Source organism: Streptomyces kurssanovii (assembly GCF_040677245.1).
GTDB lineage: Bacteria > Actinomycetota > Actinomycetes > Streptomycetales > Streptomycetaceae > Streptomyces > Streptomyces kurssanovii.
On the sequence record NZ_JBFAQK010000007.1, the window covers coordinates 57806 to 77244 of the forward strand.

The 19439-nt window shown below is 71.0% G+C and carries 16 protein-coding genes and 2 pseudogenes; 11 read left to right on the forward strand and 7 right to left on the reverse strand.

All coding sequences use genetic code 11. The features are described 5' to 3' along the window. The first annotated feature begins 267 nt into the window (after positions 1–267). Both AB0K36_RS08030 and AB0K36_RS08035 read left to right on the forward strand, forming a co-directional pair. Positions 268–1476, forward strand: coding sequence for a serpin family protein (locus AB0K36_RS08030; protein WP_364589913.1), 1209 nt, complete (start codon positions 268–270; stop codon positions 1474–1476). Next, complete coding sequence (locus AB0K36_RS08035; protein WP_364589916.1) at positions 1473–2921, forward strand: serine/threonine-protein kinase; 1449 nt, start codon at positions 1473–1475, stop codon at positions 2919–2921. The genes AB0K36_RS08030 and AB0K36_RS08035 overlap by 4 nt, the downstream gene beginning before the upstream one ends. 207 nt (positions 2922–3128) lie before the next feature. On the opposite strand, the gene AB0K36_RS08040 is transcribed toward AB0K36_RS08035, so the two are convergent. After that, entirely contained in the window at positions 3129–4484 is a 1356-nt protein-coding gene (locus AB0K36_RS08040) for a cytochrome P450 (RefSeq protein WP_364589919.1), read from the reverse strand. Positions 4485–4847: 363 nt separating this feature from the next. On the opposite strand from AB0K36_RS08040, the gene AB0K36_RS08045 reads away from it, so the two are divergent. The 6 genes and pseudogenes from AB0K36_RS08045 to AB0K36_RS08070 form a co-directional block, all read left to right on the forward strand. Continuing rightward, positions 4848–6263, forward strand: a complete 1416-nt coding sequence (locus tag AB0K36_RS08045; RefSeq protein ID WP_364589922.1) for a cytochrome P450 — start codon at positions 4848–4850, stop codon at positions 6261–6263. Between the two features lie 113 nt (positions 6264–6376). Then, positions 6377–7600, forward strand: coding sequence for a GDSL-type esterase/lipase family protein (locus AB0K36_RS08050; RefSeq protein ID WP_364589925.1), 1224 nt, complete (start codon positions 6377–6379; stop codon positions 7598–7600). 163 nt (positions 7601–7763) lie between these two features. Next, the gene (locus AB0K36_RS08055) at positions 7764–9038 is read left to right on the forward strand and encodes a hypothetical protein (RefSeq protein WP_364589928.1); all 1275 of its coding nucleotides are present in this window, start codon (positions 7764–7766) and stop codon (positions 9036–9038) included. A gap of 43 nt (positions 9039–9081) precedes the next feature. Beyond that, positions 9082–9534: a hemerythrin domain-containing protein gene (locus AB0K36_RS08060; RefSeq protein WP_364589931.1), complete on the forward strand. Its 453-nt coding sequence runs from the start codon at positions 9082–9084 to the stop codon at positions 9532–9534. Between the two features lie 178 nt (positions 9535–9712). Beyond that, a complete protein-coding gene (locus AB0K36_RS08065; RefSeq protein WP_364589934.1) occupies positions 9713–10453 on the forward strand; it encodes a restriction endonuclease in 741 nt (246 codons plus the stop codon). 130 nt (positions 10454–10583) lie between these two features. Next, positions 10584–10814 (forward strand): annotated as a pseudogene (locus tag AB0K36_RS08070) (MerR family transcriptional regulator); the annotation flags it as partial. Between the two features lie 113 nt (positions 10815–10927). On the opposite strand, the gene AB0K36_RS08075 reads toward AB0K36_RS08070, so the two are convergent. Continuing rightward, positions 10928–11398, reverse strand: a complete 471-nt coding sequence (locus tag AB0K36_RS08075) for a MarR family winged helix-turn-helix transcriptional regulator (protein ID WP_364589937.1) — start codon at positions 11396–11398, stop codon at positions 10928–10930. A gap of 156 nt (positions 11399–11554) precedes the next feature. Between AB0K36_RS08075 and AB0K36_RS08080 the strand changes: the two genes are divergently transcribed. From AB0K36_RS08080 to AB0K36_RS08090, 3 genes are all read left to right on the forward strand, one after another. After that, entirely contained in the window at positions 11555–13054 is a 1500-nt protein-coding gene (locus AB0K36_RS08080) for an MFS transporter (RefSeq protein ID WP_364589940.1), read from the forward strand. 73 nt (positions 13055–13127) lie between these two features. Beyond that, positions 13128–14054: an NADP-dependent oxidoreductase gene (locus tag AB0K36_RS08085; RefSeq protein WP_189464607.1), complete on the forward strand. Its 927-nt coding sequence runs from the start codon at positions 13128–13130 to the stop codon at positions 14052–14054. 297 nt (positions 14055–14351) lie between these two features. Beyond that, a complete protein-coding gene (locus AB0K36_RS08090; protein ID WP_364589944.1) occupies positions 14352–15671 on the forward strand; it encodes an aldehyde dehydrogenase family protein in 1320 nt (439 codons plus the stop codon). A 234-nt stretch (positions 15672–15905) separates the two neighbouring features. On the opposite strand, the pseudogene AB0K36_RS08095 reads toward AB0K36_RS08090, so the two are convergent. From AB0K36_RS08095 to AB0K36_RS08115, 5 genes and pseudogenes are all read right to left on the reverse strand, one after another. Next, positions 15906–16172 (reverse strand): annotated as a pseudogene (locus tag AB0K36_RS08095) (acyl-CoA dehydrogenase); the annotation flags it as partial. After that, a complete protein-coding gene (locus tag AB0K36_RS08100; protein ID WP_364589950.1) occupies positions 16159–16971 on the reverse strand; it encodes an enoyl-CoA hydratase-related protein in 813 nt (270 codons plus the stop codon). The pseudogene AB0K36_RS08095 and the gene AB0K36_RS08100, both read right to left, overlap by 14 nt. Further along, a complete protein-coding gene (locus AB0K36_RS08105) occupies positions 16968–17216 on the reverse strand; it encodes a hypothetical protein (protein ID WP_364589952.1) in 249 nt (82 codons plus the stop codon). Before AB0K36_RS08105 ends, AB0K36_RS08100 begins: the two co-directional genes overlap by 4 nt. Positions 17217–17676: 460 nt before the next feature. After that, positions 17677–18363 (reverse strand): TetR/AcrR family transcriptional regulator, encoded by a 687-nt coding sequence (locus tag AB0K36_RS08110; protein WP_356619856.1) that lies wholly within the window; start codon positions 18361–18363, stop codon positions 17677–17679. Between the two features lie 10 nt (positions 18364–18373). Beyond that, on the reverse strand, positions 18374–19402 hold the full coding sequence (locus AB0K36_RS08115) for an NAD(P)H-dependent flavin oxidoreductase (RefSeq protein ID WP_364589956.1): 1029 nt from the start codon (positions 19400–19402) through the stop codon (positions 18374–18376). Positions 19403–19439: the final 37 nt, after the last annotated feature.

Consider the following 19439-nt stretch of genomic DNA (forward strand, 5'->3'; position numbering starts at 1 on the left):
TGCGGGACATACCCCCTGGACGTCGGTTCCGCCACCGGCGAGGATGCCACGTGATCGTCCTGTTCCCAGGGTCCACGTTCCAGGGGTCCACCCGGACCATGACGATCCGCCCCCGGCGGGGACCGCGCCGGAGGCGGACACGACACCCGCCGCGGCGGAGACAGCCGGCAGCCGCGAGCACAGCGTCCTGCTGCTCAGGACCGACGGTCACGGTCCACGTGAGACCTGGGGGATTGCGTGCAACCGACAGCGACGTCCGTGCGAGCCGTGAACCGGCTCACCGCGCGGTGGGCCGGCAGCCTGCCGGGGCCGGGCGGAACCGTCGTCTCCACCGCGAGCCTGTGGCCGCTGCTCGCGTTCCTCCAGGACGCCGCCGCCGGACCGGCGCGGGACGAACTCGGGGACGCGACCGGCCTGCCTGCGGCCGAGGCGGCCGGAGCCGCGCGCGGATTCCTCGAGGCGCTGGGCGCGATCCGCGGCTCACGGGCCGCGCTCGGTCTCTGGACCCGAGCCGATCTCCCTCTGCACGCCGACTGGAGGGCACAGCTGCCCGCCGGAACGGCCGGCAGCATCACCGGAGACACGGCGACCGACCGCAGGACGCTCGACGGATGGGCCGATGAGCGCACCGAAGGCCTGATCCGCAGCATGCCGGTGGAGATCGACGAGTCCACCCGACTCGTCCTGGCCGCCGCTCAGTCGGTGCGGACGCGATGGCTGCGGCCGTTCTCCGAGACGGAGGTGGTCCCGGAAAGCGGGCCCTGGCAGGGGCGGTTGCTGCTCGGGCTGCACCGCACCACGTCGCTCTTGGACCGGGTGGCCGTGGCGGAGACCCCGGACGGCCCCGTGACGGTGCTCAAGATCCTCGGCAGAACCGGCGTCGACGTCCACCTTCTACTGGGCTCCCCCGATATGACGTCCAGTCAGGTTCTGTGCCACGGAATCGACACTCTCGCCGGTGCCCGCGCCACCCCCGTCGCCGGTGACCGTCTTCCCCTCGGGGAGGCGGGCCCGGGTCTGCGGGTGTCGACCGTACGCCGCCGCACCCCGCGGCCCGTTCTCGAAGTCCTCACGGTCGCGTTCCGTGTCGCGGCGGAGCACGATCTGCTGGCGGAACCCGCGCTGTTCGGCCTGTCGACGGCCTCGGACACGAGCCACGGTCACTTCCCGGGGATCAGCCCCGAACCGCTGGCGGTCGGTTCGGCGGGCCAGGGCGCCGTCGCCGTGTTCGACGCCGAGGGCTTCGAGTCCGCGACCGTGACCGCGGTCAGTGTCATGGCCGGCGGTATGCCACCTGCGCCGCGGTACACCGTCCGCCACGTCGAGGCGGTCATCGACCGCCCCTTCGGCTTCCTGACCGTCCACCGCACCTCCCGTCTGGTCCTTTCGGCGGGATGGGTGACCGAGCCGCTGCCCTTCCCCGAGGACCGTGACGATCACGAGGACCGCGAGGACGACGAGGCGGTCCGGACGTGACCGCAGTGCTCGAGGGACTGGCCGTCAACCCTGCCGCCCCGGCCTGCCTGCTGCTGAGACTGCTGGAACCGGAGTACGAAGGCGTCTGGTCGGCGCTGGCGTCCCGGCGCGCCTCCTTCCCCGAGGAGGTGACCGCCGCGATCGTCCGTCATCCCCACCCCCGGGTCCGCGGGGCCCTGGCCCGCAATCCGTTCGTGGACCCCGAGGTCCGCGGGCTGGTAGTGGACGATCCCGATTGGCTCGTCCTCGCCCGGCTGGCCGGTGCCCCGGACCGCTCGCGGCCTGTTCGCCCGCTGCCGGACCCGCTGATCGACCGGATGCTCACCACGTACGAGAACGACTGCCTTCAAGAATTGTTCGGCTCCCGTCAGATCCCTTTCCGGTTCCTGCTGTCCTGCGCCCACCACCCCGTGGCCTCGGTCCGCCGGCTGGCCGTCAACGTGTGGACGCACCTGTCCGACGGCGAGCGGGCGGCGCTGCTGCGGGACCCGCACCCGCAGGTACGGGACAGTGCGCACCACGTCCAGGAGAACGACGACGCTGAGGCGACGGAGCGCCGGCTGGGGCCGCTGCCGCCGCCGCGCAACCACTGGACGTCGGGGATCCTGGTGAACCACCGCCTGTCCCGGACCGTCGTCGACTGGCTGCTGCGGGACCCCGACCCCGACAACTCCTGGGTTCTCGCCCACAACTACAGCACTCCGCCCGACGTCGTCGCCGGGCTGGTCGAACACCCCGATCCGGAGGTCAGGCGGGAACTGGCCTGCCGCGACGACCTCGCCCGTGCGCTGGTGGACGTCCTCGCACGCGACCCGGACCCGCGGGTGCGCACCGCGGTCTCCGTGCGGGCGGAACTGGCAGAGGACGAGCGGGCGGCGATCGACTACACGGTGTCGGCGGACGAGGACTTCGGCCCGTTCGAGCATCACACACGTCCGGCTCCCGACCCGGCCGCGTCGGCCGTGTACGCCCGCTCCCGCCACCCCCTGCTGCGGCGCCGGGCCGCAAAGGACCCGGGGCTGCCCTCCGAACTCGTCGGGCTCCTCGCAGCGGACGACGACCTGGGCGTACGGGTCCTGCTGGCCCACAACCATCCGGCGGCGCCGCCGGAACTGCTGCTGCGCAGCTACCTGGAGCACCGGGGCAGGGCCCGCGATCTGCTCACCGAGCATCCGCGTTTCCCGGTCGGCGGGCTGGGCGTACGTTTCGCGGACGCGGCCGTGCCCGACGAGCGGCGTCTGGCCGTCCTCGACCCGGGGCTCGCGCCCGTTACCGCCGACCGGCTCACCCGCGACCCGGACGCGGCGATCCGCGCGGGGGCGACCCGCCATCCCCGCCTTCCGGGCGAGCGGCTGCTCGCCCTCCTCGACGACGGGGAGCTGGACGGGCACGCCGCCGCCAACCCGGCGCTGCCGGTGGCGGTGATGCACGGACTGCTCGGGTGACCGTGCGGGGGACGGCCCACCGCGCGGGCGGCCGGCCGGCGACACGAACGTGCCGTCCGGCGAAGGCACTTACGTGGTCGTCCGGCCGTCGCGACGACCACCGCACGCCCGGCCGAGACGACGACCACCGCACGCCCGGCCGACGCGACGACCACCGCAGCCAGGCGGGCTGATGCGACGACCGCCGACCACCGGCCGTCGCCCCGGTCAGTCGCGGGGACTCACGGTCATGGGGATGCGGTCCGCGTGCACGACAGCGGAGGCGACTTCCTTGGGCGTGTGTCCCGGAGCGGGACTCAGCTTCCATCGCTGCAGGACGGTCGCGACGGCGATCGTCGCCTCCGTCCAGACGAACTGGTCCCCGATGCACTTGCGGTTGCCGGCGCCGAACGGGATGTACGCGTGACGCGCTACGGCCGCTCGTCGCTCGGGAAGCCACCGGTCGGGGTCGAACGACGCGGCGTTCTCGTAGACGGCGGGGTCGCGGTGCATGGCGTAGAGGCTGAACGCGACCTCGGTCCCGGCGGGGAGGCGGTGCCGGCCGAGTTGCACCGGCACGGTGGTCCGGCGCATCAGCAGGGTGACCCCGTGCAGCCGCAGCACCTCGTCGAGGACCCGGCGGATACTCGTCAGCCGCGGGACGTCCGCGATGGTGACCGCCCCCTCCCCCACGACGGACCGGATCTCGGCGACGATCTGCTCCTCGATGTCGGGGCGGGCGACGAGCTCGTGGAACGCCCAGGCCAGGGCGGACGCGGTCGTCTCCGCGCCCGCGAACATCACGGTACTCAGCTCGTCCCTGACCTCCGTGTCGGTCAGCCCCTGCCCGCTGTCCTCGTCCTGGGCGGCGAGCAGCAGGGTGAGGAGGTCGGACCGGTCGGTCTGTCCGTCGCGGCGGGCCTGGGCCACCACCTCGTCGATCACGGACCGCAGTTGGGTGGCCGCCCTGTCGAAGTCCCGGTTCGCCCGGATCGGAAGCCGGTCGAGGAACTTGGGTGAGGCCGCCCGAATGAGGAGATTCTTCAGAAGTACGGGGAGGTTCTTGCGGACGGCTTCGACCGCCGGCATGCCCATCTCGGTCGAGAACATCGTGTCGGCGAGGGTCTCGATGGCGTACTCGGCCATCGCCTGCTGGATGTCGACCACCGTGCCGGGCGCCCACGAGTCGGCCATGGCCTCCGCGTTGCGGCGCATGGTGTGGGAGTAGGTGTGTATGCGCTCCTTCGAGAACATCGGCTGGACCATCCGCCTGTGTCGGCGGTGCAGTTCGCCGTCGGCGTTCGCCAGACCGTTGCCCGCCAGGGGGCGCAGCCGGTCGAAGAACCTTCCCTTCTCGAAGCTGCGGGCCTGGGTCACGGTGATCTCGTGGACGAGTTCGGGTGTGGTGGCCACGTACACCGGCAGGCGCCCAAGATCGACGCGGACCACGTCCCCGTGCCCGCGGAGCGACTGCACGAACTTGAGCGGATCGCGCCACAACGTGAGCGCATGCCCCAGAAGAGGTACTGCGCCAGGCGCACGTGTGACGACCGATTCGGCTCTGTCGCGCTCTTCGACTGACATAAGGGGGGGTCCTCTCTTGCTCTCTTCAAGTCGGCCGTCCGGGGGAATGACCTGGCCTGATCTCACCATCCGGAGCGGTTCCGCGCGAGGGCGCACAACGAGCGCAACACCCCCATGCGGCACCTGTGGTGTTATGTGATGTTGTGCTGACAGGGGGTCAAGAAGCGTATGCTGCGGACGCTTCCCGCTTCTCGATCCTCCGAAGAGGACGCCTCACGCGGATGCGGCGCACCGCCTCGGTGCCACAGCGACGCGCGTACCGAGAGGCCGCCGCTCGCCAGGACGCGGAGGGGTCCCACTCACGGGTTGAAAGGGCGGCTGGGGCATCACGTTGACCGCAAGCAGTCGCCCTCGGAGGGCCTCGTGACCATCCCGTATGCAGACGGCACCGGAACGCCTGCCACCGTCCCGCCACCTCAGTGCCCCGCGCACGCACACGGCCTGAGCGGTCGGCAGCGCCTGTACGGGCCCGAGGCGGACGCACCGTACGCCCTCTACGAGAGAATGCGCCGCGAGCACGGCCAAGTGGCTCCGGTTCTGCTGCCCGGTGACGTACCCGCGTGGTTCGTCCTCGGGCACAGGGAGAACCTCGACGTCATGCGCAGCCCGTCGCTGTGGTCGTGCGACTCCCGCATCTGGAACGTGCAGCTGTCGGCCGACTCGCCGCTCCTGCCCATCACGGCCTGGCAGCCGCTGCTCGTCTTCGCGGACGATCCCGAACACGCGCGTCTGCGGGCCGCGGTGACGGAGAGTCTGGGCAAGTTCAACCGCCACGGTATTCGCCGCTACGTCGTGCGGCACACCCAGCAGCTGGTCGACTCGTTCTCCCACACCGGGCGGGCGGACCTCGTCACCGATTTCGCGGAGAAGCTGTCGGTGCTGGTCCTCGCGCGTCAGATGGGCGTTCGTGACGAGGACGCGCTCCCCCTCGGTTCGGCCGTGCGCAACATGGTCAAGGGCACGGAGACGGCGCTGCAGAGCAACGAGTACGTCGTTTCGGTCATGACCGACCTGGTGGCACGGAAGAAGTCCGCTCCCGGTGACGACCTCGCGAGCTGGCTCCTGGCCCACGAGTCCGAGCTCACCGACCAGGAGGTGATGGAGCATCTGCGCCACGCCATCGTCGCCGCACACGAGAACACGACCAACCTGATGGCGAACACGCTGCGGACGGTCATGACCGACCGCCGCTTCCGCGCGAGCCTCTCCGGTGGGTCCCTGACCCTGCCGGACGCCCTCGATCAGGTCATGTGGGACGCCCCGCCCATGTCGGTCGGCGCCTTCCGGTGGGCCCGACGGGACACCAAACTGGGTGATCAGGTCATCCGCGCGGGCGACATGGTGATGCTCGGCCTGGCGGCCGGCAACGTCGATCCGGAGATCCGGCCGGACCTGAAGGCGCCCGTGCACGGCAACCGTTCGCATCTGGCGTTCAGCGCCGGTCCGCACGAGTGCCCCGGCCAGGACATCGGCCGGGCCATCGCCGACACCGGCATCGACACGCTGCTGGCACGGCTCCCCGACATCGAACTCGCCGTGTCGGAGGCCGAGCTGGACTTCACCTCTTCGCTCGTCTCCACCCGGCTGAACAGCCTGCCCGCACGCTTCACCCCTCGTCGCCGTGGGGTCGCGGAGGCACCGGAACCGAGCACGCCGGGCAAGGCGCAGCCGCTGCCGACGGCCGTCGCGCCGGCCCGGCCGCCCGTTCCGGCGGCGGCCGACGTCGCGCCGGCGCGCGCCTCCTGGTGGCAGCGTCTCCTCGGGATCCGCGCGCGGTGACGTCCCGGGCCCGGACCGAGGTTCGGGCCCGTCACGGGCGGAAGGCGGGGTCCGTCCGAGGCGACACGGCAAAAGGATGTGCGGATCCGGATTCCGGTTGACACGCTGAGGTCATGAACCACCAGCCCGACCCCCGCCCCGCCGCCCCCACCACGTCCGGTCCGACGCAGTGGGTCACCACCCCCGTCACCGCGGACCTCCTGCGCGGCGCGCTCGATCTGGAGCGCACCGAGCAGGGTCTGCTGCCGCACCGGCTGCCCGCCCGTGCCCGGGCGCAGTTCCCCGACGGGCAGGTGGCCATGGCGGAGTCCCAGCCTTCCGGCGTACGGGTCGTGTTCCGCACCCGGGCCACCGCCGTCGAGCTGGACACCCTCCGCACCAAGGTGGCCTACGAGGGTGCTCCGCCCCGCCCCGACGGTGTGTACGACCTGCTCGTCGACGGCCACCTGGCCGGGCGTGCCAGTGTCCCCGGCGGCAACGTCCTGTTGACGGACATGGCCACCGGGTCGGTGGAGAGCCGGCCGGGACCGGTCGGCACCGTCCGCTTCACCGGGCTGCCGGACCGGCTCAAGGACGTCGAGATCTGGCTGCCGTACAACGAGATCACCCGGCTGGTGGCCCTGCGCACCGACGCGCCCGTCGAGCCCGTTCCCGGCGGGGGCCGCAGGGTGTGGCTGCACCACGGCAGTTCGATCAGCCACGGCTCCGACGCCGAGAGCCCGACGACGACCTGGCCGGCCCTGGCCGCCCTGCGCGGCGGCGTGGAGCTGACGAACCTCGGCCTGGGCGGCAGCGCCCTGCTCGACCCGTTCACCGCCCGCGCCATGCGGGACACCCCCGCGGACCTGATCAGCGTCAAGATCGGCATCAACCTGGTCAACACCGATCTGATGCGTCTGCGCGCCTTCACGCCCGCGGTGCACGGTTTCCTCGACACGATCCGCGAGGGGCATCCCACGACGCCGCTGCTGGTCGTCTCACCCGTGTACTGCCCCATCCACGAGGACACCCCCGGCCCCAGCCTCCCGGACTTCAGCGACCTCGGCGCCGGGAAACTGCGGTTCCTGGCGGCGGGCGACCCGGCGGAGCGCGCCGCGGGGAAGCTGACGCTCAACGTCATCCGTGCCGAACTGGCCCGCATCGTGGAACAGCGGGCCGCCGACGATCCGCACCTGCACCACCTCGACGGCCGGGACCTCTACGGCGAGGCGGACTTCGCCGACCTGCCGCTGCCGGACCAGCTGCATCCGGACGCCGCGGCACACCGCCGCATGGGCGAGCGCTTCGCCGGGCTGGCCTTCCGCGACGGGGGCCCGTTCTCCACGGTGGGCACGTGAACGCCGCGTGCGGTTCCTGAAGTCGCGCCGCCAACTGCCCTGCGTGGTCCTTGGTTTGACGGACGGGCTCGCTCGCCCGAGACCGGCCACGCCCACGCCGCGCGCCGTATCCTGAGCCACGCCCGCAATGATCACCGGTTCCCGTATCGGAGGCGTCCCCGCGTTGACCACGGATCTCAGTTCCGTCATCGGCGTCCGCCAGACCCTCGTCGTCATCGTGCCGGTACGGCTGACCGCCCGTCCCCTGTGGCAGGTCGGGCCCATACCCTTCGACCTGGGCAGCCGCCGCACCGATGCCGCCACCCGGCAGACGTACTTCACGCCGGCCGCCGCGCGCGCCCTGTACGGAACCCCGGAACGGCCCTGCCGCTGGCACCGGTTCATGGACGTACGGCACGAGGCACTGCGTCTGAAGGGCATCGAGCTGCTGCGTACGGCCACCGCCCGGTATCCGGACCACGCGCTCGCCGTCCTCCACTTCGACGTGGAGGGTCCTGCCCTGCTGGAGACGCTGCGCGCGATCGGTCGCCGCGACACCGCCGTACCGGATCCGCTCGACGGGCCGCTGTCGCCCACCGCCCTGCTCGACGGCATCGCGACGCCGCGCGGAGCCTCCGCGCCCTTCGCGATCGCCCGCCCGTACACGGTCGCCTTCCTGACGCCCGACGGTCACCACACGCCCGCGCTGCGGGACGACGACGGCCGGCTGCCCGAGAGCGCCGACCGGTGGCTGTGGTCCCTCGCCTCGCGGTCGACGGCCGCCGACTTCCCCACCCCGGTCGAGGAGTGGCCCCGGCGGACCGAGCACGCGCTGCGGATATCCGCCGACTGGAGCGCCCTGGTGCTGCGTCACGGCGCCGCGTTCCTCGGCCACCGGGCCGACCCGGGCGGCAGCGACTTCTACGCCTTCGCCGAGTTGCACGCCCGCACGGTCTACCTCGACGCCCTGCTCCTCGGCACCATCCAGCGCGACCACATCGACGAGCTCACCGACGGCCTGTCCGGCGTCTTCGAGGGGCCCAAGCTGGCCCGCCGGGTGTCCGCCCTGGAAAGGCACATCGCCACTTTCCGCAGTACCTACTGGCGTCAGCACCTCACGGCCCACGGCCCCGCCAACGAACTGCTGCTGACGTTCCAGGCCCAGCACCGGCTGCCGGCCAGGTTCGACGAGATCCTCGCGGAGGCGGCCGACTACGCCCGGCTGGTGCAGACCCAGGAGAGCCAGCAGATCGCCGGCGCCCTCGGCGTCCTGACCATCCTGGGCCTGCCTCTCGGCACGGCCCTGAGCATCCTCCAGGTGCTGGGCGCCAAGGGACTCACGTCCCTCGCCGTCGCCCTGGTCGGCGCCCTGGCGGCGACAGCCCTGGTCCTCACCACCCGCTACGGCCGTCTGGTCCTGTCGTCCCTGCGGGGCCGAAGTACGCGCGGCGACCGCTGAGGGACGGGGACTGCCGCGCGGGGCGCGCCTGTTCACCGGCCCGGTGGGGCACCCGTATCGCCTCCGTCCTTTCCGCATCCTGCGCAGCGCCGCAGCCGATCGCGCCGCCGCGCTGCGTGAGTTCTCCGCCCTTCTCGTCGCCCACTCGGAGGTAGAGGAGGACGAGGTCCATCCCGCGCTGCGGCGCTACCAGAACGTGGACGGCGACGATGTCGAGCACGGCGTCCATGAACACGAGGAGGCCGACGAGGCGCTGCTCGCGCTGCTCGAGGTGAAGGACGCCCGGTCCGAGGAGTGGGAGGAGAAGCTCGAAGCGCTCGTCACGGCGGTCAACCACCACGTGGACGAGGAGGAGCGGCCGCTGCTCAACGACACGCGCGAGAACGTCGCCGACGGCCGCCGGGCCGAGCTGGGCAAGGCATTCCGCGAGGCCCGTGCCAAGCACCTCGACGCCGACTGCGGCAGCGTCGACCATGTACGCGAACTGGTCGGCTGACGTGCCGGGCCCGGTGGCTCGTACCGGCGCGACCGGCCGGTGAAAGGCGGCAGGCGGGGCATACGGCCTGCATGAGTGATCTTGTTGCAGCCGCCGAGGGCGGTGACGGACGCATATGACCGTTCACTTCAGGAGCCCCGGACGCCAGAAGGGGAAACCGGCCTTCAGTATCAGGCAGTTGGTCCTCTTCTTCGGACTGGTCGCCATCATCCTGTGCACCGTCGGGCTGACGCTGAAGCTCATCGTCAGAGCGGCCGAGGAACGGCCCGCGGCGGTGGTGGCCGTGGCGGCCGTCCTCTGCGTGGCAGCGGCCGGGCTGGGCAGCGCCCGCCGTCGTCACGCGGCCGGGCGGCTCACCGACGGCCGGTCGGACCTCACGCACCATGCCGCAGGCACGAACGCGGCGGAACAGGCGCGGACACCCGCCCCGGTGCCCGACGGCGAAGAAGCGCCGGGGACCTTCGAGGCGGACGACCTCGCGGCCATGGACCCCGCCGACTTCGAACAGGCCGTCGCCGCGCTGTGCGAACGCGACGGCTGCCGGGACGTCCAGGTTGTCGGAGGTGCGGGGGATCTCGGCGCCGACGTGACCGCCACCACGCCCGACGGCAGGCGTGTCGTCATGCAGTGCAAGCGCTACGGACCGATGAACAAGGTCGGATCCCAGGAAGTGCAGCGATTCGGCGGCACCTGTTTCGCCGTGCATGAGGCGAGTGTGGCGGCCGTCGTGACCACGGGCGAGTTCACACAGCCTGCGGCCGAGTACGCCGAACAGTGCGGGATCCGATGCTTCGACCACCAGAGCCTCGTCGCCTGGACCGACGGCAGCGGGCCGGCCCCTTGGGAGGCAGAACCGCCTTCGACGTCCGCCGTCCCCGGCACCGGGCAGGGAGCCGACGAGGGCATCGCCGGCATGTGAACGCGTGCCGAAGCCGCCCTTCGACCCGGCCAGTCAGGAGGCGCGGGACCGTGAAGCCGTCGGGATCGCTCCACCGGACGTCGGACGCGGCGACAATGGGGATCATGTCTGATGCCACTGAGCCGAAGGCCTGACCGTCAGTCAGGTCTCGACGCGCCTGGGCGTGACGGTCCGCGCGCTCCACCACTGGGACGAGACAGGACTGGCGCGACCGTCGCTGCGCCCGGTCGCCGGATACCGGCTCTACACCGCCGGTGATCTGGAACGGCTGCGCCACATCGTCGTCCACCGTGAGCTCGGTCTCGGCGTGGACAGGATCCGGGCCGTCCTGGACGACCCGACCGCAGACGTGCCCGGTGCCGGATTGCCGTGCAGTCGGTGGCCCGTACCGTACCGAGCGCGGGCGTGCGGCCAAGGTTGCCTGGGTGGTGGGAACCGGGTGGCAAGGACGTGGGATCGCCACCGAGGCGGGGGTCAGACCGTCTCGTCGGGGTGCAGGCGCCCCAGCAGCTCGTAGAGGCTCCGGCGGCCCTCGTCGTCGAGACGGTTGAAGGCCGCCGAGGTGGCCCGCATGTCGGCGCGGATCACACGGACTGCCTCCAGGCCCTTTTCCGTCGCGACCACGTTCTTGATCCGCCGGTCGGCCGGGTCGAGGTGCCTGGAGACCAGTCCATGAGCCTCCAGCCGGTCGACGAGCCCGGTGATGTTGGAAGCGTCGCAGGCGAGCAGTCCTGCGAGAGCGCGCATCGGCAGGGGCTGCCGGAGCAGGATGAGCATCTTGGCCTGCGTCATGGTGAGCCCCTGCACCGCGGCCGCCGCGGCCAGGTCCCGGTAGTAGCCGGCAGCAGCGCGCGCCAGACGCTCCAGGAGGTCGACGTGCGTGGGATCGCTCCCCTTCAGGTCAGCAGTTTCGGGTGCCGGGTGCGGGGCGGGGGTGCGGGACATGTCTCCAGTCTAGGTGAAGCTCAATGTTTGACTTCCTCAACCATTGATGTCTACCGTCATCCCCGTTGCTTGAGTTCATCAAGCATCTAGCTGTTTCGAGCCGAGCCCTTCTCCGGTCTCCGGCACCACCCCCGCCCCGCCCCGAAGAGAGCACCCGTGTCCCGAACCGTTGCCCCGTCGCCCGGCCGACACCGACGTGAGATCGCAGTCGTCCTCGTCCTGAGCCTCGCCGCCATGGTCGTGTCGATGATGCAGACACTGGTGATCCCGATCCTCGGTCTCATCGGGACCAGCCTTGGCAGCAGTGCTGCCGAGGTCAGCTGGGTCACCACCGCGACGCTGCTCTCCGCAGCCGTCTTCACTCCCCTGCTCGGCCGCCTGGGCGACCAGCACGGGAAGAAGCCGACCCTCATCGGCGTGCTGGTGGTGATGATCGCCGGCTCGGTCCTGGCCGCCACCACCGATTCGCTCCTCTGGCTGATCGTCGGCCGCGTCCTCCAGGGAGCCGCCACGGCGATCTTCCCGCTCGCGCTGTCGGTACTCCGCGAGGAGGTTTCCGCCCACCGGCTGCCCGGAGCGATGTCACTGGTCAGCGGCACCCTGGCATTCGGCAGCGGCTTCGCGCTGGTCGCCACCGGCCTGCTGACCCGCGGCGAGAACTCCGACTACCACCCCGTCTTCTGGACGGCCGCCGGGCTGGCTCTGGTCACACTCGTCGCCGTCGTCCTCCTGGTACCGGCGAGCCGCACCAGGACCGGAGGTCGCACCGACATCCTCGGCGCCCTCACCCTCGGGCTCTTCCTGGTCCTGCTGCTGCTGCCGATCTCGCAGGGTCACGAGTGGGGCTGGACCTCCGCCCGCACTCTGGGCAGCTTCGCCGGAGCGGTCGTCATGGCCGGTGTCTGGGCCTTCACCGAGAACCGCGTGCGCGAACCACTGGTCGACATGAGGATGTTCCTCCACCGCCCGGTGCTGTTCAGCAACCTCGCGGGCCTCTTCGTCGGATTCGGGATGTTCGCCCAGTTCCTGGGCGTCTCCTATCTGGCGCAGATACCGCAGGACATCGCGGGCTACGGCTTCGGTGCATCCGTTCTCCGCGCCTCGGTCGAGTTCCTGCTGCCCAGCACGATCGCCTCCCTCGTCGTCTCCCAGTTCGGCGGCCTGCTGATCCGCAGGATCGGCCCACGCCTCACCCTCGCGCTCAGCGCGGTGATCGGCACCGCCGGCTTCGCGTGGCTGGCCACCGCTCACTCCTCTGCCCCCTCGGTGATCGGCGCCGGAATGGCTGTCGGAACGGCCATCAGCCTCGGCTACACCGCGATGCCCGCACTGATCGTCGCGGGAGTGCCGCCCCACCAGACCGGCGTCGCCAACGGCATCAACTCCATCTCCCGCTCGGTCGGAAGCTCGATCGGCAGTGCGCTGATCACGACGCTGCTCGCCTCCCGGACCATCGAGAACCTTCCGGCCGGAGTGCCCCCGCTGCCTGCCGAGAGTCAGTTCACCCTGAGCTTCACCATCGCCGGTGCCGCCTTCGCCGTCGTCCTGGCCATCGCACTGCTCGGCCTGAAGCGGCAGCGGCAGGCACCCCATCCGGAACACCGGCCCATCGCCGGACCGGCCCCCGAGCCGGCTGTCGCCACCGCGGCCGCCTGACGACCCACCCGATCCGCACCCCTGCGATCCCGCACCACCGCACGACCGCACCACCACAGCAAGGAGCACCACCATGAAGGCCATCACCTACCGCACCTACGGCGGCCCGGACGTCCTGGAATACGGCGACGTCCCCAACCCGAAGCTCGCCCCGGACGCCGTACTGGTCCGCGTCAAGGCCGCCTCCGTCAACCCGGTCGACTGGAAGATCCAGGCCGGATACCTGGACGGCGTCATGGACACCGTCTTCCCCGTCATCCCCGGCTGGGACGTGGCAGGCGTCGTCGAAGAGGCCGGTGTCTCGGTCACCGAGTTCGCCCCGGGCGACGAAGTGATCGGCTACGTCCGCGAGGACTTCGTCTCCCGCGGCACCTTCGCCGAATACGTCGCCGCCCCCGTCCGTACGCTCGCCCGCAAGCCCGCCAACCTCTCCTTCGAGGAGGCCGCCGGCATCCCGCTGGCAGGTCTCACCGCCTACCAGGCGCTCACCCGCGCCCTGAACGTGGGCAGCGGCGACACCGTGCTGGTGCACGCCGCAGCGGGTGGGGTCGGCTCCTTGGCCGTACAGATCGCCCGAGCGCTCGGCGCCCGGGTCATCGGCACGGCGAGCGAGCGCAACCACGACTACCTGCGCGGGCTCGGCGCCGAGCCGGTCACCTACGGCGAGGGCCTCACCGACCGCGTCGACGCGCTGGCGCCGCAGGGTGTGAACGCCGTGCTCGACCTGATCGGCGGCGAAGCCCTGAAGCTCTCCCCCGGACTGCTCGCCGAGGGCGGCCGCCTCGCCTCCGTCGCGGACGGTGCGGTGCTCGGCCTCGGGGGCCGGTACGTCTTCGTCCGGCCCGACGCCGCAGACCTCGAGGCGCTCACCGTCCTCGCGGAGCGCGGGCAGCTGCGCGTGGACGTGGCCGCGACATTCCCGCTCGAGCAGACCGCTGACGCACAGCGGCTCAACCAGGAGGGTCACACCCGCGGCAAGGTGATCGTCACCGTCGGCTGAGCCACCCGCCGCCCGTACGCCGTCAACGGCACACGCCCTGCCGGACGAGAAGACCCCGACGCGCGCACCTCCCGAAGGCTCGGCGCCGACTTCCACGCCGCCGCCCCGTTCAGCGCGCACGTGGTGGTGGACCGCAACCTGTACACAGGTCAGAACCCCGCCTCCTCGGAGCAGCTCGCCCGGGACCTCATCGACATCCTGAACCGCGGCTGATCCCCCAGTCGACGCCGGCGCCCGGGGCCTGCCCGCGGTCCGGCGCCAACGCCCCCGTCCACGTACCGCACCTGTGAGGGAACCATGAACAACCCTGCGCCCGAGCAGCCCGCCGAACTCGTCGCCCGGCTGCGCGCCACCTTCCGCAGCGGCACCACCAGGCCCGTGGCCTGGCGTACCGGGCAGCTGCACCGGCTGCGTACCCTGCTCACCGAACAGGGGGAGACACTCGCCGCGGCGCTCCACGCCGACCTGGGAAAGAGCTCCACCGAGGCCCACCGCACCGAGATCGACTTCGTCATACGCGAGATCGACCACACCCTGGAGCATCTCGACGGCTGGCTGCGCCCCGAACAGGTCCCCGTCCCCGCGTTCCTCGGGGAGGCGAGTGCCTGGACGCGGTACGACCCCTTGGGGGTCGTGCTGGTCATCGCCCCCTGGAACTACCCGGCGCAGCTCCTGCTGGCCCCGGTGGCCGGTGCCCTGGCCGCGGGCAACGCGGTGGTCGCCAAGCCCAGCGAACTGGCCCCGGCCACGTCCGCCGCCCTGGCCCACCTGTTGCCTCAGTACCTCGACACCGACGCGGTCGCCGTGGTCGAAGGGGGGGTCCCGGAGACCACCGCCCTGCTCGAGCAGCGCTTCGACCACATCCTCTACACCGGCAACGGCACGGTCGGCCGCATCGTGATGGCCGCGGCCGCCCGGCACCTGACGCCCGTGACCCTCGAACTCGGCGGCAAGTCCCCCGCGTTCGTGGACCGGGGCACCGACCTGGACGCCGTCGCCGCCCGCCTCGCGGCCGGAAAGTTCCTCAACGCCGGTCAGACCTGCGTCGCCCCGGACTACGTGCTCACCGACCCCGAGACCGCACGCGCTCTGGAGGGCGCGCTCGCCAAGGCTGTGGAGAGCCTGTACGGACCGGACGCCTCCGCCTCCCCGGCGTACGGCCGGATCGTCAACGAACGCCACTTCGACCGGCTGACCGCCCTCCTCGAGTCCGGCCGCCAGGTCACCGGCGGGGCGCACGACCGGGATGCCAAGTACATCGCGCCGACCGTCCTGGCCGAGGTGTCACCGGACGCACCCGTCATGCGGGAGGAGATCTTCGGCCCGATCCTCCCGATCGTCGAGGTGCCCGGCCTCGACGAGGCCATCGACTTCATCAACGACCGCGACAAGCCGCTGGCCCTGTATGCGTTCACCGAATCGGACACCACCCGGGAGCGGCTCGCCGCCGAAACCTCCTCGGGCGGCCTCGGGTTCGGTCTGCCGCTGGCCCATCTCACCATCTCCGACCTGCCGTTCGGGGGCGTCGGGGAAAGCGGCATGGGCAGCTACCACGGCCGCTACTCCATCGAGACCTTCAGCCACCGCAAAGCCGTCCTCTCCAAGCCCCTCAGCTGATCCACCCCAGCCGTGCGTGAACACGGCGGAGACCGTCGTGGAGGCATCGAGAACAACGTCGAGACGCCGACCGCTGCGCCCCCGACCTGGGCCGCGGCGGCGTCCGCCGCCACCTGTGACCGGGAGGTGAGGACGACGTCTCCGCCCGGCCGCGGCGACGGCCTGGGCGATCGCCGGCCCGATATCGCTGGAGGCGCCGTGACCACGCCGGTGGGCCCGGTGAGATCAGGTCCTGCGCCCCATGATCTCCGTCAGTGGCGCGTACTCGAGATTCGTGAGCCCAGGACCCCACTCGGGGTGCGGGTGGAAGAGGTTCCACAGACCACGCTTCCTCGCCTCCGCCTTGAGTTCCTCGATGATCGGCGGATGGAAGTGCGCGTCACCCGACGCGCGCATCTGCTCGGCGTACACGTCCTCGGCGGGGTAGATGTGCGAATCCATGAACTCGAGCAGATCCGCCTGGTACTTCTTGGCGCGATCCGACGTCTCACACAGGGACATCCGAGCTCCTGACAGGGAGGGAGGGGAAACTCGGTGGGCGCTTTTCGAGGTGACTGGCCACGCCTTCGACGAGATCGGCGCCGCGGAACGCCTGGAGCATGAGGCCCTCCGCCCGGGTCATGGACTCGGCGTAGGTGCCGTTCGCGTCGCCCTGGAGTTGGCTCTTGATGGTGGCCATGGATGCCGGGGAGCAGCGCGTCGCGAGATCGGCGGCGTACGCGACAGCGGCATCGACCACATTGCCGGTGGGGATCAGATGGTCGAGGAGGCCGATGCGGAGAGCCTCCTCGGCGTCCACCATGCGACTCGACAGCAACAGGTCCGTTGCCCGGCTGTGCCCCACAAGCCGGGGCAACAGCCAGGAGATCCCGTACTCGGCGATCAGCCCGCGTTGCGCGAATGCCGTGGTGAACCGGGCCGCGGGCGAGCCGAAGCGAATGTCGCAGTAGAGCGCCTCCACCATGCCCAGGCCCGCGGCGACCCCGGCCACCGCGCCGATCAGCGGTTTGCGCAGGGTCAGCGGCACGTCGCGCGGCCGGCGCCGCGCCCTGTCCGCCTCGGAGACCTCTCCGGCCTTCTGCAGCCGCTGGAGGTCGGCGCCGGCGCAGAATCCGCGCCCCGCCCCGGTGACCACGACAGCGCGTACGTCCGGGTCGTCCTCGGCGGCGTCGAGCAGCGTGAAGTAGCGGTCTTCGAGTTCGTCCGTCCAGGCGTTGAGCTTGGCGGGCCGGTTGAACGTGAGCACCAGCACGGATCCGCGGTGTTCGGCGAGAACGAGCTCGCCCGGCGCGCCGGTCATGCCTGCACCGGCAGGGAGTTCTGGTAGCGGCGCGTGCCGCGCAGCCACCGGTCGTAGTCCAAGCCCTTCTGCCGGCACATGTCCAGAACCTCTGTGTGCGGCAGGATCAGGGACCGCTCGTCCACGATCGCTGCGGGGTCCGCGACGACGACCCGGGCAACTCCGCGAGCGAGCCGTGCGACCAGCGCGCCGCCGATGCCGCCACCGCCACCGGTAACGACGGCGACTCTTTGTGCAACGTTCACAACGAACCCTCTCCGTGGCGGGGCGTGCGGTGCCGGGGCACGGCCCTCGGGATGCTGCGGCCGTGGTGCCGCCCACCTGTATAGTTGAATCCGACGTCAACTTCAACCATCGGCCGTATCACGGCACGGTAAGGCCGCCTCGTCCTGCTGAACTGCGGCCAGAGGGTTCACGGGTGGCATCGCGGCCCTGCCGTCCGTCGCGAGGGGTACGAACGCTCGCCGCACAAATCGGCAAGGGGCGCGGTGGCAACGGAAGGCCAGAAGCGGGTCAACGCCTTCGCGGAGGCGAGAGATGCCCACCTCGGCCAACAGCGAGAAGGCGCCCCTCGCCACCAGGTCAATGAGCTGTGCAATCGAGCGTGAGGCTCGGGCAGGCCGCTCTTCGTCGCCGCTGCGGGCGCCGGATCGCCGAACAGTCGTAGGGGCGGCAGGCTTCGCCCAGCCGGTGCTGCCGCCGGATTCAGCGGTGGCCGGGGAACCGCAGGGCGTTCGCCCAGAGCCGGGTGACCGTGGACACGAGCTCTTCGAAGTCCACCGGCGTCCCTTCTTCTTGCCTTTCGCCGAGCGCGAAGGCGTTGTAGGCCATGACGCTGACCATGCCCGACAGCGCACGGGAGGCCATCATCGGATCGAGCTCACGATCTGCGACGCCTCGCGCCTGCAGGTCGGCGATGCCGCGGGCGTTGCGGCGGATGAACGCATCCGCGCGCCGGCTTCGGAACTCCCGGAATACCGGCTCCACTTGTGCGACCTGCTCGAGCAGTCGCATCAGCTTCGCGTTCCGTTTGTACGCCTCGAGATACGCGCGATTGCTCGCCTCGAGTACCGCATACGGATCGTCGGTACCCTGCACCCGGCCCACGCCTGGGTGCAGCATGTCCTCCTGCGCCTCCAGGAGGACGGCGGCAAGCACCTCTTCCTTGTTGGTGAAGTAGGTGTAGAAGGACCCCGTCGCGCATCGGGCCTCTTTGGCGATGTCGACCAGGCGGGTGTCGAGGTAGCCGTCCCGCTCGAACACCGTCCGCGCGGCCTGCACCAGAGCGGCTCGTGTCCGCGCTCCGCGCTTCGTCGTCGGCGGCTCGCGAAGTGACGAGAGAGGCGCCATCGGCGGGGCCTTCTCGCTGTCCTCGGGCGCAGTGGTGTCCATCCCCGGGATTCTACTTGAATCCGACGCCAGGCTCATGAGTACGCGAGGGTGCGGGCTCGCGCGGCTCCCCGTGGCCCATGCGCTGGAGTCGGCGCTTCGCCTCGGCATACTCACCGGCGAGGCGCTCGACGACCGCTGCCGCGGGGAGTACCGCCCCGACCGCACCGACGCCCTGACCGGCGCCCCAGATGTCCCGCCACGCCTTCGCCCCTTCGAGGTCCCGGTTTCCGAAGTCCATGGCGGACGGATCAGAGCCGGGCAACGCGGCCGGATCGAGCCCCGCGGCCTCGATGCTGCCGCGGAGGTAGTTGCCGTGCACGCCGGTGAACAGGTCGGAGTACACGATGTCCGCAGCGGTGGAGTCCACGATCATCTGCTTGTACTGGTCCTCCGAGTTCGCCTCGTCGGTGGCGATGAACGCCGAACCCACGTAGGCGAGGTCCGCGCCGGCGGCCTGCGCTCCGAGGATCGAGCGGCCGTGGGCGATGGAGCCCGACAGGAGAAGGGGGCCGTCGAACCAGTCGCGAATCTCCTGGACGAGCGCGAAGGGTGACTGCGTGCCGGCGTGACCGCCCGCGCCCGCGGCGACGGCGATCAGGCCGTCCGCGCCCTTTGCCACTGCCTTGCGCGCGAACCGGTTGCTGATGACATCGTGCAGCACGATGCCGCCGTAGGAGTGGACCGCATCGTTGACGTCGGTCCGGGCGCCGAGCGAGGTGATGACGATCGGCACCTTGAACTCGACGACGGTCGCGAGGTCCTCCTCCAGGCGTGAGTTGGTCCTGTGCACGATGAGATTGACCGCGAACGGCGCGGACGGCGCCTCGGGATGCTCGGCGTCGTGCTTGGCCAACTCCCGCGCTATCTGGTGCAGCCATTCGCGCAGCGCCGACTGGGGGCGCGCGTTCAGCGTGGGGAAGGAACCCACGATCCCGGAGGTCGACTGTGCGATGACCAGCTCCGGATTGGACACGATGAACATCGGCGATGCGACCACCGGCAGGCGAAGCCGGTCCCGCAGGACGGGAGGCAGGCTCATGAGCAACTCACCATGCGTCTTTCTTCTGTGGCGGACA

What these genes read in the sequence shown, in the direction of transcription:
- AB0K36_RS08040 (WP_364589919.1), bottom strand. Translation starts at nt 4,484, where the DNA reads ATGTCAGTCGAAGAGCGCGACAGAGCCGAATCGGTCGTCACACGTGCG.
- AB0K36_RS08050 (WP_364589925.1), top strand. Translation starts at nt 6,377, where the DNA reads ATGAACCACCAGCCCGACCCCCGCCCCGCCGCCCCCACCACGTCCGGT.
- AB0K36_RS08075 (WP_364589937.1), bottom strand. Translation starts at nt 11,398, where the DNA reads ATGTCCCGCACCCCCGCCCCGCACCCGGCACCCGAAACTGCTGACCTG.
- AB0K36_RS08085 (WP_189464607.1), top strand. Translation starts at nt 13,128, where the DNA reads ATGAAGGCCATCACCTACCGCACCTACGGCGGCCCGGACGTCCTGGAA.
- AB0K36_RS08090 (WP_364589944.1), top strand. Translation starts at nt 14,352, where the DNA reads ATGAACAACCCTGCGCCCGAGCAGCCCGCCGAACTCGTCGCCCGGCTG.
- AB0K36_RS08100 (WP_364589950.1), bottom strand. Translation starts at nt 16,971, where the DNA reads ATGACCGGCGCGCCGGGCGAGCTCGTTCTCGCCGAACACCGCGGATCC.
- AB0K36_RS08110 (WP_356619856.1), bottom strand. Translation starts at nt 18,363, where the DNA reads ATGGACACCACTGCGCCCGAGGACAGCGAGAAGGCCCCGCCGATGGCG.
- AB0K36_RS08115 (WP_364589956.1), bottom strand. Translation starts at nt 19,402, where the DNA reads ATGAGCCTGCCTCCCGTCCTGCGGGACCGGCTTCGCCTGCCGGTGGTC.